This window comes from Enterobacter sp. SA197, assembly GCF_054131575.1.
Map to the genome: position 1 here is coordinate 4,309,487 of NZ_CP096393.1, position 15,495 is coordinate 4,324,981.

A 15,495-nucleotide genomic window follows, 5' to 3' on the forward strand; every position below is an offset into this window, starting at 1 on the left:
CACGCTTCGCCTTATGACGTGCTTTCGTTAACTCCGTCAACGCGCCGGGCCACGGAATCCCGGTGCACCAGCGTTCCCAGATGCGTAGCGACACGCGCTTCATCCGGGTTCAACAATATTTCGACCGCGTCACGGATCATGTCGTCCATCGGGACGTGCATTGTTGTCAACGAAGGGGTGAAGTACTTACCAATCACGGAATCATCGAATCCGGCCAGGGAGATATCGCCCGGCAGGTTTTTGCCTGCTTCCTGGAAAGCTTTAGCGAGTCCAATGGCCATGTCATCGTTGGCCGCCAGTACGCAGGTGAAAGGGATGTTTTGTGCGAGCAACTGACGACCGGCTTCATAACCGCTCTCGGTACTCCAGGCACCGCGAACCACCAGCTTCGGATCGGGGCTGATGCCCGCTTTGCGCAGGGCATCGCGGTAGCCGCGCAAACGCCGCTCACCGGTTGGCGAGCCACAAATGCCTGCCACAAAAGCAATCCGGGTATGACCCTGGGCCAGCAGGTGCGTCACCATCTCTTCACTACTGCGCCGGTGATCAATGAAAACACACTGATGCCGGTTCCTGATAAGTTCCCTGTTAATAACAACGATAGGGGTCTGGCTGCCGTCAATGATGTCATCCAGCTCACTGACCGTCAGGTATTTGGGGTAGATCATGATGGCTTCGCAGCGAAGCTCGAGGAGTAAATCAATCGCGTTGCGCTCATCCTGGGCGCTGTGTTTACCGTCCGCGAGCACGAGTTGCCGGCTGTGGCTCTCACTGCATGTCGCGGCATGGTAAATCATGCTGGAAAAGAACGGACCATTGTAGAGTCCGTTGGTGATGACCAGCCCGACTGAATTGGTTTTACTGTTGGCAAGGTTACGCGCCAGCAGATTTGGCCGATATCCGGTATCAGCAACGGCCTGCATAATTCTGGCCTTTACCTCTTCCCGCACGAACACCTTACCATTCAGCGCGCGCGATACTGTCGCCTTCGACACGCCCGCCAGTCTGGCGACATCCAGTATCGTTACCATATTCAGACCTCAATCAAAGGGTGGCTCACAACACAGCATGCCTGCCCACCGGCAGACCTGATGCGTAAATACACGGCGAAAGATTTTCTCGTGAAGCCCGCCACTTCCAGCGGCGAGACTTCATGACACCATGACGTGTGCCCGTGTCTCTTTATGCCAGAGACATCAATGGCGACCCCATACCGATTGCGCCCTGAAGCTGATGCTTCGTCAGCGTAAAGTCTTCACTGTTCACCACCAGAACCGGGGTGGTCAGGTCGTACCCTTCGCGCTCAATACTGGCTTTATCGAATTCAAGAAGCGGCGTGCCTGCTTTAACCACATCCCCTTCTTTCACCAGTGGACGGAAATGCTGTCCCTGCAAGTTGACGGTATTTAACCCGACATGGATCAATAACTCAGCGCCATTATCGCACAATAACCCAATGGCATGATGTGAATCGATAAGCGTTGCGACCGTGGCGTCACAGGGTGCCACTACCCGCCCTTCCAGGGGCTTGATGGCGATACCATCACCCAGCGCTTTCCCGGCAAAAGCCTCATCCGCAACGCTCTCCAGCGCAATCACTTCCCCTTTCAGCGGGCTGAGCATCTCAACGGCGCTCACCGCTGCTGCATTCGGCGTTGCCTGCGCTTTTACCGGCTCAGTCGGTTTGGTTTCCTCTTCGTTTGCCGGATCTTCAAAGCCCACAAACTGCACCATCACGATGGTCAGCACGATCGCCGTACCAGCGCCCACCAGCTCACCAATAAAGGACATCGGCGCATCCGGGCTAATTGCATTGACCAGCGTGAACAGGCCCGGCAGCGCGGCATAAGCATAGTAGAGGCTACCGAACAGGCTCGCCACCACCGCACCGATAGCGCCACCAATACAGCCACAGATAAATGGCTTTTTAAAACGCAGGGTCACGCCGTAAATCGCCGGTTCGGTGATACCAAAAATCGCCGTAATACCGGCAGACATGGAGGTCGCTTTCAGTTGGGTATTCCGGGTTTTCAGGAAGACACCAAATACCGCCGCCATCTGGCCGATAACCGCAATGGTCTGGTAGGCCTGGAAGGAGTCGTAACCCTGGGTATCAAAGTTCGCCATGATCACCGGGGTAATGCCCCAGTGCACACCAAAGATGACGATTATTTGCCACACACCACCGATAACCGCAGCCGCCACCGCAGGCGCGGCCTGGAACAGCGCGTTATAGCCGTTAGCAACGCCCATTGCCGCCCAGGTGGTGATAGGACCAATGACGATGAGGGTCAGCGGCACAATCACTACGAAGCAGACCAGGGGTGTAAAGAGCGGGCTCACCACTTCCGGCATCAACTTTTCGACCCGACGCTCAAACCAGGAGAGTGCCCATACCAGGAACAGTGGCGGTAAAACGGACGAGGTGTAGACCGTTTTCGACAGCGGGAAGAAGAGGAAATTGATGCTTTCGCCGCCTGCAATACGCCCTGCCAGCGCCGCCCAGTCCGGGCTAATCAACGCACAGCAGCAGAGTACGGCAATAAACGGATTGCACTTGAAGTGACGTGCCGCCGTGATGGCAATAAACACCGGCAGGAAGGCGAATGGCGTCCAGGACATAAAGTTCAGCACTGCGAAGGTGCCGGTGGTTTTGATGTCGGCATCAATCAGGCCGAGGACAATCAGCAGCCCCTGCAAAATCCCCGCAGCCGCCAGAATGTAAACAATCGGCGCAAAGACGGCAGACATGGTGGCGATCACCGCATCCAGCCAGCGCGTTTTTTTCTGCGCGACCGATGCGGAGCCGGTCTCTTTAACTAATCCTGACATGGCGTTAAACACATCAGCCACATGCGTTCCGATCACAACCTGAAATTGTCCACCGCTTTCCACCACCGCAATCACCCCTGGCAAACTCTGCACCTGACGTTTTGCATCAGTGGGCGTGTCATTCAGTACCAAACGTAAGCGGGTGGCGCAGCGAGAAAAGCTATTGATGTTTTCTTCGCCCCCAACCTCCCGCAGGATGTCGCTAGCTAACTTGTTGTAATCCCGGATAACAGCCATGTTTTATCTACCTTTTTTTATCGGAAGTGCGTCATGTAACTGAGTGAAACCGGTTTCATGCTAACCTGGTCAATTGTCCATGCAACCGGTTTCATGGAAATATGAGAGGTAAATCACTTCACGTGGTGAATATGTTATGAGCAAAAAAGGGAGAGTGTGAGCGAGTACGGACGCTCCCCTCGCCCCTACGGGCAGAGGGTCAGGGTGAGGGGGAATTGTATGTGGGCACGAACCATTCCCTCGCCCCTTCGGGGAGAGGGTCAGGGTGAGGGGAATTGTACGCGGGCACGGACGGTCCCCTCGCCCCTTCGGGGAGAGGGTCAGGGTGAGGGGGAATTGTATGTGGGCACGGACGGTCCCCTCGCCCCTCTGGGGAGAGGGTCAGGGTGAGGGGGAATTGTATGTGGGCACGGACGGTCCCCTCGCCCCTCTGGGGAGAGGGTCAGGGTGAGGGGGAATTGTATGTGGGCACGGACGGTCCCCTCGCCCCTCTGGGGAGAGGGTCAGGGTGAGGGGAGAATTCCGCACGGATGCGAAAGGGATTATTCAGGTTACATGGACTCGTCCCATGCAGGCTACGTGGAATGGTTCCGTTCACCCTGAGTGCATTCTCCCTCTGAAGCCACCGCACCCGTGAACGTGCAAGGGAGGCTCGCCGCCGCCTCCCTTGCCACCCAGGCTCCCGGCGAGGAAAATCGCCGCTGCGCGGTCCGTTCGTCTTATGCCGCCGTGCTGTCGGGTCGGGGACCAGCCTGCATCCCTGCAGGCTATCCCCTCCGCCCGCGTCCCTGCGGGCGGTCCCGGCCCGTCGTCAACGCCTCACCGATTTTCAGCCGGACCGTAAGCCCCCGCTGCATGTCACTGCGTTTCAACAGACACCGCATCGCTTTAATGACTTACAGACAGTGAAAATAGCCAGGTGTGGCGGGTCCGGCTGAAAAGTACCGACGCGTTTTCGCGGGGCCGCCCCCCCCGTTGCACGCCAGGAGTTTCAGATAAAAAGCCTTTGCTGTTAAAAGCCAAAAACCGCGCGGTGGGTAAGGTGTGGGGAGTCCGGCTGGAAACTGCCGACGCGTTTTCGCAGGGCCGGGGCGACGCGCAGGGAGGCGCGGCGAGGGCGCGCGTTGCAGGGACGCTGCATCGCGCCCGGTCCCGGACAGCCCGGAGAAATAAGCGGAGGGTCACCGCGAAGCGGCAGTTTTCGTGCCGGGAGCCGGGATTGTTAAGGGCGTGGCGGAGAACGCCCTTAACACGTTCACGGGTGAAGGTGTTTCATGGAAGCGCGGCACATGAGGTGAACGGAACGATTCCACCGGAGGTAAGCAGAACCCTTTGAGCCAGCCGCACGCTCTTCCCCTCACCCCGACCCTCTCCCCAAAGGGGCGAGGGGGAAAGGCGTGCCCGGTTTAGCATGTGAGATGAACGGAACCCTTCCAGCCAGTCACCCACTGTTCCCCCTCACCCGACCCTCTCCCCAAAGGTACGAGGGAGAAAAGCGTGCCCGGTGGCCCATGAGGCAAACAGCCCCCTTAACGTATTTCTTTCACGAATACTAACGCACTGTAACCTGTCGCCTGTATTATGATTTCAACCATACCCGCGCTCACTGGCACATGCTAATCTGCCCGCGCTCGCAGATAACTTTTTACGCAGCTACGACGATGAGCGTATTTCAGATTTACAAATCACAACTACCATTAACTGAATCACTTAAGCGCCTTAGCGAAACGCCATGAACAGACCCATCAAACGGCTTGAGATCATTAAATACGCGATAGAACTGGAAGATGACGGCATCATCCTCAGCCAGCTTCCGCTGTTAAAAACCGAAGCGACGGACGGTGAACTGGCGTACATCGTATGGGCGCTTGAGGAGAAAAACTACAGCGACGCCCTGCGCGCCATCACGCACTGGCTGCAAAATCAGCGCTCGGTAGTACAGTGGCAGGATCCTCAGGTCGCAGCCAGCAAGCTGGAGCTAAAGGCACTGGAAGAACAGCTTCGCGAGCTTATCGATAAACGCAATGCGCGCATTCAGCTACTGGATGATTTCAACGACCTTTACCTCACGCGTCTCGGGCCGCTAATGTCACAAATCCTGCGTCTGCGTAAGATCCTGGCCGAGGCGACCCTGCGCCGACAGGAGGCGGAGGCCCGCCAGCGCGAAGACGACTACCTTCGCTGCCAGCAGTACCTGGCGCAAGCGGTAGAGGTGCTGGTCACGCTCACGCGTCGCTGGCAGAGTTTCCCGCCGCAATCCGCGCAGGCTGCCGAAGCCCGAAAACATCTCCAGCAGCAAAACGCGTTAATCAGCGCTCTGCTGGCAGAAGCGCAGGAACTGGAGCAGGGCCTCACACGCGAAGACGAACCTGCCCGCCAGGCACGCGATGACGCACGTCAGGAGTATGAGGAGTATCAGGAGCAGCAGCACGATGCAGAAAAACGCTTTGGCTTTGAGCAAAAAATGTCGCCAGATGAACGCTCAGAGCTGAAACGCCTGTGGCGCCAGGCCAGCAAACTGTGCCACCCGGATCTGGTGGACGAGGGCTTCAAAGACGAAGCGCATGGCATGATGGTGGAGCTGAATCAGGCCCGTCAGCGTGGCGATCTGGCCGCCATCCGATCCCTCCTTACCCGCTTACAAAAAGGGCTGGAGCCGTTAATGGCAAGCGATCGTCTGAATGATTTGCAGCGCCTGCGTCAACGCATCATTGAGGTCAAACAGCATATTGCCGGCCTTATTGAAGAGCTCAATACCCTTGAAAAAGAGGAGTCCTGGCAACTGGTTTCAACGCTTACCGACCAGGAGAGCTACTTCCGCCAGCAGGAGAAGGCGCTGGGAGAGATTCGTCAGACGCTTGAACAGCAGGTGAACGACGCCGAGTACGAAGAGGTCGCGTAACCGCAACGCCCGGCAGGTAATGCGCTACCGGGCACCTTTCCTTTATTTCTTGTGCCAGTACGCCTGGCCGCGCAGCAGATTCTGGTCGAGGTTTTTGCTCACTGCTAAATCCAGCAGTGACTTCACCACCGTGCCTTCACCGGTCAGCCAGAGGAAATATTCCCTCTCCGGCACCACTGCCGCTGCCAGCTTCTCCGCGGCCACGTTCGAACCATGACCTGTCACCCACTCAATGTTGTAATGACTCAGGTGGGCCAGATAATCCTTGTAAGACGCCTCGGCGATGGTCACCACAGCCTTCACTTCCGGGCGTACCGCCAGTTTATCCAGCGCTTCCAGGCGGCGGCGCAGCGCCGGCATCCCGGACTCATCACACACATAAAATTGCCAGGCATAATCTTCCGGCACCACCAGCGAACCGCGCGGGCCTCCGATGGTCAGCGAATCACCCGCTTGCGCCGTCATCGCCCAGCCGCTTGCTACACCGCCCTCATGGATAAAGAAATCAAATGCCAGTTCATGCTGACGTGCATCGTACAGCGGCGTGTAATCGCGTGATGCCGGACGCGGCCCCTCGCCCCAGACAATGCCCTCATCCGTCACCTGCGGCGGGGTAAAGGGCGTGCCAGGCTGCGGAAAAAATATTTTGCTGTGGTCGTCAAACCCACCTGAAGTGAAGCCTTCAAGCGCTTCGCCGCCCAGGACAATGCGCTGGAAACCCGCGCTGATACGCTCGACGCGCAGTACGGTCAGCTCGCGAAAACGCAGCTCATTACGCACACGCTCTGGATAACGATGGTGTTGGATAGTCATAATCGGCCTTCGTGAAATGTAATACGATATATCTAAATTCAGATTAAATGATAATGATTGTTGTTTAACAAGAAGACAAGATCTTTTTTAGATAGCCAGAAGCAAAAGCGCACGGGATGCCAAAATGCAAATAAAATATCAATAAAAACAATATAATATAAAAAACACCATCTTTGCCATTGCCTGTTTTAAAAATTTAGATATAAATTAGATATATCAAATTACAGGAGGCAACCATGCGACACTCTCATTCAGCCCCAGGCTGTAATCATCACGATGCGGAACACGAACACGGCGAACATCGCCACGGACGCGGTGGCGGTAGCGGACGTCGTCAGCGCTTCTTCGGCCACGGTGAACTGCGGCTGGTGATCCTCGACATTCTCACCCGCAACGCCAGCCACGGTTACGAACTGATCAAAGAGATTGAAACCCTGACCCAGGGCAATTACACCCCAAGTCCGGGCGTGATTTACCCGACGCTCGATCTGTTACAGGATCAGCAGTTGATTTCGATTAGCGACGAAGATAGCGGGCGCAGGAAAATTGCCATCACGGAGCAGGGCCAGGCCTGGATGGAGGAGAACAAAGCGCATCTGGAGCATATTCAGGCGCGCATCAAAGCCCGCAGTGTGGGCTGCCAGCTACGCAAGGATCCGCAGATGAAACGGGCGCTGGAGAATTTCAAAGCCGTACTGAATCTGAAGGTTAATCAGGAAGATATCAGTGCCGCGCAGCTCAAACAGATTGTTGGCGTTATCGACCGCGCGGCGCTGGAGATTTCACAACTGGATTAGGCTGGCTGCCCACCGTTACTGAGGCGGAAGACCTGTACGAGACCCAGCAGATGTTCCGCCTGCTCATTCAGGGAGGCCGCTGCCGCAACGGACTCTTCCACCAGGCTGGAGTTTTGCTGCGTAGTGGAGTCTATCAGACCAATGGCGCTGTTAATCTGCGAGATACCGTCCGTCTGCTCGCGGCTCGCCTGACCAATTTCACGCAGGATGACATTCATCTCCTGAACGTTACTCACCATGCCATTGATGAGGTTACCCGCTTTTTCGACCAGCGCCATCCCTTCACGGGTCTGGCTGGTGGAGCTCTCAATCAGCTGACGAATATCGTTTGCCGATGAAGCACTTTTCTGCGCCAGCTGGCGCACTTCCCCGGCCACCACGGCAAAGCCACGCCCATGTTCACCGGCTCGCGCTGCTTCCACCGCCGCGTTGAGCGCCAGGATGTTGGTCTGGAAAGCAATGGCATCGATCAGGTTGATGATGTCGGACATCCGGTTAGAGGTCTCATTGATCACCCGCATTTTTTCGGTAACCTGCCTCATCATCTCACCATTATTTTTCACCACGGTGGCGGCATCCGCAGAGAGGGTGGTCGCCTCGTGGGTATGCTCGGCGGTGTTTTTCACCGTCGCGGTAATCTGTTCCATTGATGAGGCCGTTTGTTCAACAGAACTTGCTTGCTCTTCGGTGCGCGCGGCCAGATCCTGATTACCGGCAACAATCTGTGCCGCCGCGCTGGAGATATTCTGCGAACCAAACTGCACTTCCTGCACGATATCCACCAGTTTGATCTTCATCTCCATCAGTGAACGCAGCAGTACGCCAGTCTCATCACGAGAGTGGGAGTGAATAGAGCCTGTCAGATCGCCACCGGCAATGGCACCAGCAAACGCAACGGCTTCCCCCAGCGGACGGGTGATCATTCGCATGATATACCAGCCCATCAGGCTGCCAATGCCGATGCTGAACACCGCCAGCAGTATCAGCAGTAAGCGGTTAGTGGTGAAATCTCCGTTTACCTGCACGCCCGCCGCACGCATGTGCGCATCCTGAATCGCAATCAAAGAGAGGACGTTCTCTTTGTAGGCTTTCTGGATAGGCACCATATTGGTCATCATTTCGTTGACGGCCGCGGCCCGATCGTTATTTTTAATGGCCTCAAGAATGCGGAAACGGGAATTAAGGTATTGCTGGCGGACCTCTTTGATCCCCGCAAGAATGTTCTGTGATTCCTGATCGGGCAGGTTTTTGCTGAGGTCTTCGAGGAGGAGAGTAATGCGGGCGCTAATATCATTAAGCTGCTTCTGGGATGCGTCACGCCATTTTCCATCAGTATCCAGTAGCATCATCTGTTGGGTGCTGACAAAGGTCTGAAACTGATCGATAAGCTGATTCGCTTTCACCGTGGTCGGATAATCGCGGTGAACAATATTTTGCATTCCGTTATTTGCGCGATTCAGGCTGAAAAGCGAAAGACAAGAACTGGCTATCATTAAGACGATAAAGAATCCGAACGCCAAAAATAATTTGGTGCCAATTTTTACATCATGTAAAAACATATATTCCCCATGTATCTGATTATAGTACTAATAAAAAAGCACGCCCACACAAGGCGTTAGATGCAGAGATGCAATGGAGCTGATTAAAATATCGTCTCCATTGCTGGTTATCGGTAACGTTGGAAGTAACTTTATGAGTTTGATCGTTTTTTTATTTTAGCATTTATTATTCTGATAGTTACAAACGATCAATTTAGTGCTATTGATCGTTATATTCTCCGACAGCAAAGTTGCGCAACAAATATTATTATCGCTTAACTTTATTTAATTAATAATTAAAACTATTAATAGCAGGGATATTAACTGGCGAGAAATTGATCGGTATTTAATATAATTGCAACAATTAAAGCGGAATTAACTTACAAAATAAAATCAATTTAAATCAATGGAAATCGTAAGGTTATTTTCCCCTTCCGACGGTGGTGAAAGGGGAATAAAGCGATTAATGCAAGACCGAGACGGCATCCTGCAAACGGCCAGCGCGATGCTTCACCATTGCCGATACGCTGGCACTCTCCTCAACCAGACCCGCGTTTTTCTGGGTGATAGCTTCCAGTTCCGCCACCGCACGGGTTAACTCCGTCAGCCCCTGCGCCTGTTCGGATGTAGAGTGGCTGATCTGGCCGATAAGAGAGGTGACATTTTGCACCTGCGTAACAATATCATCCATCGTGCGCCCTGCCGCATGAACCTGATCGTAGCCCGACTGCACTTTACTGGCGCTGGCATCAATCAGCTTACGGATGTCATTGGCGGCGCTGGCACTGCGGCTTGCCAGATGGCGTACCTCCCCTGCCACTACCGCAAAGCCTTTACCCTGCTCCCCCGCTCTCGCCGCTTCAACCGCCGCATTGAGCGCCAGAATATTGGTCTGGAAGGCAATATCATTAATCAGTGTGGTTATCGAGCCGATGCGCTGGGTACTGTCGGCAATCTCATCCATCGTCTTCACCACGGTTTCCATGGCATCACCGCCCTGCGTGGCTGCGTCGCTGGCCGCGCTGGAAAGCTTGTTTGCGGCTGAGGCCGTCTCTGAATTGTTCTGCACCGAGGCCGCCATCTGGCTCATGGTGGCTACGGTTTGTTGCACGTTGACGACGGTCTGGCGGGTGCGTTCATTCAGCGCATCATTGCCTTTCGCCAGGGTCTCACTACCATTACGTACATTGCTGACCTGGCTGGAAACATCATTAATCAGCCAGCGGCACATTAACCCCAGCTGACCCACCGCACGCAGCGTCAGCCCCAGCTCATCGCTACGGTTAAGGTGCGCTACGCTGTTTTGCTCACCTGTTGCCACGCTTAGCGCCTGGCGAGCGACGCCTTCAACCGGCCGCACAATCTGCCACTCATAACATGCGCATCCCGCCAGCATCACCAGAGTACTCAGCAGCATGGGCGCAACACCACTGTTCATCGCCCACAGCCCTGCCATCTCGACAAGCCACATAAGCGTCACAACGCTTCTCGCCCGCCAGCGCAGCGGTAACGAAGGCAACCGCCCCCACCAGCCACGGCTTACCACCAGGCCTTTATGGATCCGTTTTTTCGCCCGCCCCTGCTGTAGCGCCTTGTAAAGCGGCGTCACGGCGGCAATCTCTTCAGGGGTCGCACGGGTACGAATCGACATGTATCCCGTCACCTTGCCATTGCGCACCATCGGCGCGGCATTGGCGCGTACCCAGTAGTGGTCACCATTCTTGCGACGGTTTTTTACAATCCCACTCCAGGGTTCGCCCTGCTTTAAGGTGAACCACATGTCTGCAAAAGCCGCTTTAGGCATATCAGGGTGGCGCACAAGATTATGCGGCTGGCCAATCAGTTCCGGCAGAGTGAAACCGCTGACCTGGGAGAAGGTATCATTAGCGTGGGTGATGTAGCTTTGCAGGTCGGTTGTCGACATCAGAGTGGTGTCATCGTCAAGGGTGTACTCCCGTTGCGTGACAATTGGAGGAGAAGCCATGTTAGCGTCCTATGCAGGTTATTTAACTGTTAAATTGCAGGCGAATGTTATTTCGGCGCTAACCAATTTATCTTTAGTTGTTAAATTTGATTTAGATCGCAAAACGACACAAAACCGCATTTTTTGTATGTCATATAACCCACTGATTTATATAGTCACCCTTCGAAATCACCCACCATATCTCATCAATCCTGCGCCATTTCGGAGCAATAAATGCACTGTTTTGGCGCAAAAATGCAGCTATTCACTAACAAGCTGTTTACTTTTTCATCTATTTGCCCTGCGCCTGGGTGGTTTTTTTGGGATCTAATTTCGCATAATTCAGCTTCCGCCTGGCGTTTATCCTGATTTCAGGTTGCGGCTTCGATGTGGCGCAATCCCTGCAATACTTTACTCAGTATCATGTGATACGCCCCGCCCAGGAGCTTATTTTGAACAGGTTACCTTCCAGCGCATCGGCATTAGCGTGCAGCGCTCACGCACTGAATCTCATCGAGAAGCGAACGCTTGATCAGGACGAGATGAAGGAGCTGAACCGAGAGGTCAGAGAGTATTTCAAAGAGCATGTGAATCCGGGTTTTCTTGAGTATCGGAAATCTGTCACCGCTGGCGGGGATTACGGAGCCGTAGAATGGCAGGCGGGAAGTCTGAATACGCTTGTCGACACTCAGGGGCAGGAGTTTTTAGATTGCCTGGGTGGATTTGGCATCTTCAATGTGGGGCACCGTAATCCAGTCGTTGTATCCGCCGTACAGAACCAACTCGCAAAACAGCCCCTGCACAGCCAGGAACTTCTCGACCCGTTAAGGGCAATGCTGGCAAAAACACTGGCCGCACTCGCCCCCGGTAAACTGAAATACAGCTTCTTTAGCAACAGTGGCACCGAGTCGGTTGAGGCCGCCTTAAAACTGGCTAAGGCTTACCAGTCACCGCGCGGTAAATTCACCTTTATTGCCACCAGTGGCGCATTCCACGGGAAATCCTTAGGCGCGCTCTCTGCCACGGCGAAATCCACTTTCCGCAAGCCCTTTATGCCGCTGCTACCGGGCTTTCGTCACGTGCCGTTTGGCGACATTGATGCCATGCGCATGCAGCTTAGCGAATGCCACAAAACCGGTGATGATGTTGCGGCGGTGATCCTGGAGCCGATTCAGGGCGAAGGGGGCGTGATCCTGCCACCGCAGGGCTATCTGCCCGCCGTGCGTAAGCTGTGTGATGAGTTTGGCGCGCTGCTGATTTTTGACGAGGTGCAGACCGGCATGGGCCGCACCGGGAGAATGTTTGCCTGCGAGCATGAGAATGTTCAGCCGGACATACTATGCCTTGCCAAAGCACTTGGCGGCGGCGTAATGCCCATTGGGGCGACTATCGCCACCGAAGAGGTATTCTCCGTGCTGTTCGACAATCCTTTCCTGCACACCACGACCTTTGGCGGCAACCCGCTGGCCTGTGCGGCTGCGCTTGCGACCATTAACGTGCTGCTGGAAGAGAACTTACCGGCCCAGGCCGAACAGAAAGGCGACATGCTGCTGGACGGTTTCCGCCTGCTGGCACGTGAATACCCGGACCTGGTGCAGGATGCACGGGGCAAAGGCATGCTGATGGCGATTGAGTTTGTGGATAACGAAATCGGCTACACCTTTGCAAGCGAAATGTTCCGCCAGCGCGTGCTGGTTGCCGGGACGCTTAACAACGCAAAAACCATCCGTATTGAGCCTCCTTTAACGCTGACCATTGAGCAGTGTGAACAGGTACTCAAAGCAGCGCGCACGGCACTTGCGGCGATGCGCGTGGCGGTAGAAGAAGCGTAAATCAACCCTCACCCCTGCCCTCTCCCTAAAAGGGAGAGGGTGAAAATCAAGGCCCCAGCCCGTACTGACCTTTTTCTCTCCATTCGGGCGCAGGCTGCGCTCACCTTCCAGCCAGCTCAGTCGCTCCCCGCCCTTTTGAAGCAGTGTAAACACAGATCGCACGCCCGCCTTCCAGCCAGCTCAGTCGCTCCCTTGCCCTTTTGAGGCAGTGAAAACACAGATCGCACGCTCACCTTCCAGCACGCTCAGTCGCTCCCTTGCCCTTTTGAGGCAGAGAAAACGCAGATCGTACGCTCACCTTCCAGCACGCTCGATCGGTTCCCTCGCCCCTTTGGGGAGAGGGTCAGGGTGAGGGGAACAACCCGCACCACACCCACTACTCCGGCATCAGCCCCACAAACGTTCGCTTCTTACGCGGTTCCGACATCAGTTCCTCCAGCTTTTCCACGCAGGCAAGGTAGTGCGGCGTCTTCTTATGCGCCAGCACCGCCGCCTCATCCTTATAGGCCTCGTAGATAAAAAACCGGGTTTTGACGTCGCTATCCTGCAACACATCAAAACGCAGGTTTCCCGGCTCCTGAATTGCGCCCTCGTGGTTGGCACGAAACACCGTAAGAAACTCATCGATCTTGTCGGGCTTGATGTTGATCTCCACCATAGTTACGTTCATTTCTCTTCTCCCTGTTTCTCTTCCTGCCAGAACTGCCAGGCCTCACGGGCGCTCATATTCTCATGTACTACCTTCTTCACCGCTTTTAGCATGGCAAGCGGCGCACTGGACTGGAAGATATTCCGCCCCATGTCCACGCCGGACGCCCCCTGGTCGATGGCGCGAAAACACATCTCTAACGCCTCAAGCTCCGGCAGCTTTTTACCTCCGGCAATCACAATCGGCACCGGGCAGCTGGCGGTCACTTTTTCAAACCCCTCTTCCACAAAATAGGTTTTGACGAACTGTGCGCCCATCTCGGCAGCAATGCGGCTGGCGAGTGAAAAATAGCGCGCATCCCGCGTCATCTCTTTGCCCACCCCCGTCACTGCCAGGGTCGGCACGCCATAGCGATTACCGGCATCCACCAGTTTGATGATGTTATTGATTGACTGGTGCTCATGCTCGCTGCCGATATAGACCTGGGCTGCCACCGCACATACGTTCAGGCGCAGGGCATCCTCCATCGCCACCGCCACGCACTCATTCGACAGCTCGGTCAGAATTGAGTTGCCGCCTGAGGCCCGCAATACCACCGGTTTATTGGTGGCAGGCGGCACCTGGCTTCTGAGCACGCCACGGGTACACATCAACACATCCGTCTCGCCAAACAGGGGCGCAATGGAGAGGTCAATACGTTCAAGCCCGGTGGTTGGCCCCTGGAAATAGCCGTGGTCAAAGGCCAACATCACCGTGCGGTTACTTTTAGGGTTAAAGATCCTGGCAAGACGCGACTGCATACCCCAGTCCAGCGCCCCGCAGCCTTTCAGCGCAAAAGGCACGTTCTTTTGCGGCCTGTCCAGGCCAAAATCTTTGCCATCTTTAATGTCATCTAAATCCGCCATCATTTCCCCCGTCAGAAGTCGTATTTACCGATATTCTCTTTGGTGAACACCACGCGCTCCGGCAGCAGCACAATGCCATTGCCTTTGGCTTCATACTGATAGCCCTGGACGCTGTTAGGCTCTACTTTCAGCGTGCCGATATCTTTCACCTCAATGCTGTCACCCACGTTCAAATCGCCCTTTTTCAGCAGATGTTCCGCCACGTTTACCGAAATTTTGCCCTGCTGCACCACGTCCCACAGACCAAAGGCTTTCACCGTGCCGCGCTCGACATACGGGCGCATCACGTTCGGCGTACTGAAGCCGACAATCGCCACCCCTTCACGTTTGAGGTTTTCCGCCGCCTGCGCTGCCGCTGGCAGGGCGTTGGCATCCGGGGCGATGACAGCATCCAGATCCGGGTAGGCTTTTAAGATCCCCTCAGCGGTTTGCAGCGATTTTGTCGCATCGTTATAGCCAAACTGGGTGGTGACGATTTGCCACTGCGGATGATCCTTCTCGATTTTGGCTTTCGCCTCTTTCACCCACTGGTTCTGGTCAGTGACGGTCGGGCTTGAATAGAAGAAGGCGACTTTGGCATTGGGTTTGGTTACCTGCTTGCCTGCCATTTCCACCAGCAGGCCGCCCAGTTGTTCCGGGGTGCCCTGGTTGATATAAATGCTGCGGCACTCGGGCTTGGTGTCAGAGTCCCAGGTCAGAATTTTCACCCCGCGCTGCATTGCGCGCTTCAGCGCCGGGCAGAGGCCATCCGGGGAGACCGCCGAGACGATAATCGCCTTGTAGCCCTGGTTCACGAAGTTATTGATGAGCTGTACCTGGCCGGAGACGCTCGGCTCCGTCGGTCCGTCGTAGGTTACGTCGACCCCCAGATCTTTACCTGCCTCTTTCGCGCCGTTGCCGCCGCTGGTAAAGAAACCCACGCCGACCAGCTTAGGAATAAAGGCGATGCGATCCGCTGCCTGCGCCGCTATGACGCTGCCAGCCAGCGCCAGCGCGCTCAGTTGTACTATCAGTTTCATCTTCATGT

The 15,495-nt window shown here is 55.2% G+C and carries 12 protein-coding genes; 4 read left to right on the forward strand and 8 right to left on the reverse strand.

Annotated features, from left to right (window positions below):
* Positions 1-11: 11 nt before the first annotated feature.
* Together M1D91_RS20135 and M1D91_RS20140 are read right to left on the reverse strand one after the other, a co-directional pair.
* Positions 12-1,031 (reverse strand): LacI family DNA-binding transcriptional regulator, encoded by a 1,020-nt coding sequence (locus M1D91_RS20135; RefSeq protein ID WP_437432381.1) that lies wholly within the window; start codon positions 1,029-1,031, stop codon positions 12-14.
* A gap of 151 nt (positions 1,032-1,182) precedes the next feature.
* The gene (locus M1D91_RS20140) at positions 1,183-3,069 is read right to left on the reverse strand and encodes a beta-glucoside-specific PTS transporter subunit IIABC (RefSeq protein ID WP_437432380.1); all 1,887 of its coding nucleotides are present in this window, start codon (positions 3,067-3,069) and stop codon (positions 1,183-1,185) included.
* 1,732 nt (positions 3,070-4,801) lie between these two features.
* Here M1D91_RS20140 and M1D91_RS20145 point away from each other — a divergent pair.
* Entirely contained in the window at positions 4,802-5,971 is a 1,170-nt protein-coding gene (locus tag M1D91_RS20145; protein WP_437434278.1) for a DNA repair protein, read from the forward strand.
* 42 nt (positions 5,972-6,013) lie between these two features.
* Here M1D91_RS20145 and M1D91_RS20150 read toward each other — a convergent pair whose 3' ends face one another.
* A complete protein-coding gene (locus tag M1D91_RS20150) occupies positions 6,014-6,784 on the reverse strand; it encodes a siderophore-interacting protein (RefSeq protein ID WP_437434277.1) in 771 nt (256 codons plus the stop codon).
* Positions 6,785-7,020: 236 nt separating this feature from the next.
* On the opposite strand from M1D91_RS20150, the gene M1D91_RS20155 reads away from it, so the two are divergent.
* Positions 7,021-7,581 (forward strand): PadR family transcriptional regulator, encoded by a 561-nt coding sequence (locus tag M1D91_RS20155; protein WP_437434276.1) that lies wholly within the window; start codon positions 7,021-7,023, stop codon positions 7,579-7,581.
* On the opposite strand, the gene M1D91_RS20160 is transcribed toward M1D91_RS20155, so the two are convergent.
* Complete coding sequence (locus tag M1D91_RS20160; protein WP_437434275.1) at positions 7,578-9,140, reverse strand: methyl-accepting chemotaxis protein; 1,563 nt, start codon at positions 9,138-9,140, stop codon at positions 7,578-7,580. The two genes, M1D91_RS20155 and M1D91_RS20160, sit on opposite strands and share 4 nt — an antisense overlap.
* A gap of 442 nt (positions 9,141-9,582) precedes the next feature.
* Entirely contained in the window at positions 9,583-11,103 is a 1,521-nt protein-coding gene (locus tag M1D91_RS20165; protein ID WP_437434274.1) for a methyl-accepting chemotaxis protein, read from the reverse strand.
* Here M1D91_RS20165 and M1D91_RS20170 point away from each other — a divergent pair.
* Entirely contained in the window at positions 11,102-11,413 is a 312-nt protein-coding gene (locus tag M1D91_RS20170; RefSeq protein ID WP_437434273.1) for a hypothetical protein, read from the forward strand. The genes M1D91_RS20165 and M1D91_RS20170 overlap by 2 nt on opposite strands.
* Positions 11,414-11,534: 121 nt before the next feature.
* Entirely contained in the window at positions 11,535-12,914 is a 1,380-nt protein-coding gene (gene ygjG / locus M1D91_RS20175) for a putrescine aminotransferase (RefSeq protein WP_437434272.1), read from the forward strand.
* A 376-nt stretch (positions 12,915-13,290) separates the two neighbouring features.
* On the opposite strand, the gene lsrG is transcribed toward ygjG, so the two are convergent.
* The 3 genes from lsrG to lsrB are packed head-to-tail and all read right to left on the reverse strand — an operon-like array spanning position 13,291 to position 15,493.
* Positions 13,291-13,584 (reverse strand): (4S)-4-hydroxy-5-phosphonooxypentane-2,3-dione isomerase, encoded by a 294-nt coding sequence (gene lsrG / locus M1D91_RS20180; RefSeq protein WP_437434271.1) that lies wholly within the window; start codon positions 13,582-13,584, stop codon positions 13,291-13,293.
* A complete protein-coding gene (gene lsrF / locus M1D91_RS20185; RefSeq protein ID WP_437434279.1) occupies positions 13,581-14,468 on the reverse strand; it encodes a 3-hydroxy-5-phosphonooxypentane-2,4-dione thiolase in 888 nt (295 codons plus the stop codon). The genes lsrG and lsrF overlap by 4 nt, the downstream gene beginning before the upstream one ends.
* 11 nt (positions 14,469-14,479) lie before the next feature.
* Positions 14,480-15,493 carry an autoinducer 2 ABC transporter substrate-binding protein LsrB gene (gene lsrB, locus M1D91_RS20190; protein WP_437434270.1) on the reverse strand — a complete coding sequence of 338 codons (1,014 nt, stop codon included), beginning with the start codon at positions 15,491-15,493 and terminating at the stop codon, positions 14,480-14,482.
* Between the last annotated feature and the right edge of the window lie 2 nt (positions 15,494-15,495).

Coding starts and splice junctions, on each gene's coding strand:
- M1D91_RS20150 (WP_437434277.1), bottom strand. CDS start 6,784: ATGACTATCCAACACCATCGTTATCCAGAGCGTGTGCGTAATGAGCTG.
- lsrF (WP_437434279.1), bottom strand. CDS start 14,468: ATGGCGGATTTAGATGACATTAAAGATGGCAAAGATTTTGGCCTGGAC.
- M1D91_RS20155 (WP_437434276.1), top strand. CDS start 7,021: ATGCGACACTCTCATTCAGCCCCAGGCTGTAATCATCACGATGCGGAA.
- M1D91_RS20145 (WP_437434278.1), top strand. CDS start 4,802: ATGAACAGACCCATCAAACGGCTTGAGATCATTAAATACGCGATAGAA.
- M1D91_RS20135 (WP_437432381.1), bottom strand. CDS start 1,031: ATGGTAACGATACTGGATGTCGCCAGACTGGCGGGCGTGTCGAAGGCG.
- M1D91_RS20160 (WP_437434275.1), bottom strand. CDS start 9,140: ATGTTTTTACATGATGTAAAAATTGGCACCAAATTATTTTTGGCGTTC.
- M1D91_RS20170 (WP_437434273.1), top strand. CDS start 11,102: ATGTTAGCGTCCTATGCAGGTTATTTAACTGTTAAATTGCAGGCGAAT.
- lsrB (WP_437434270.1), bottom strand. CDS start 15,493: ATGAAGATGAAACTGATAGTACAACTGAGCGCGCTGGCGCTGGCTGGC.
- M1D91_RS20165 (WP_437434274.1), bottom strand. CDS start 11,103: ATGGCTTCTCCTCCAATTGTCACGCAACGGGAGTACACCCTTGACGAT.
- M1D91_RS20140 (WP_437432380.1), bottom strand. CDS start 3,069: ATGGCTGTTATCCGGGATTACAACAAGTTAGCTAGCGACATCCTGCGG.
- lsrG (WP_437434271.1), bottom strand. CDS start 13,584: ATGAACGTAACTATGGTGGAGATCAACATCAAGCCCGACAAGATCGAT.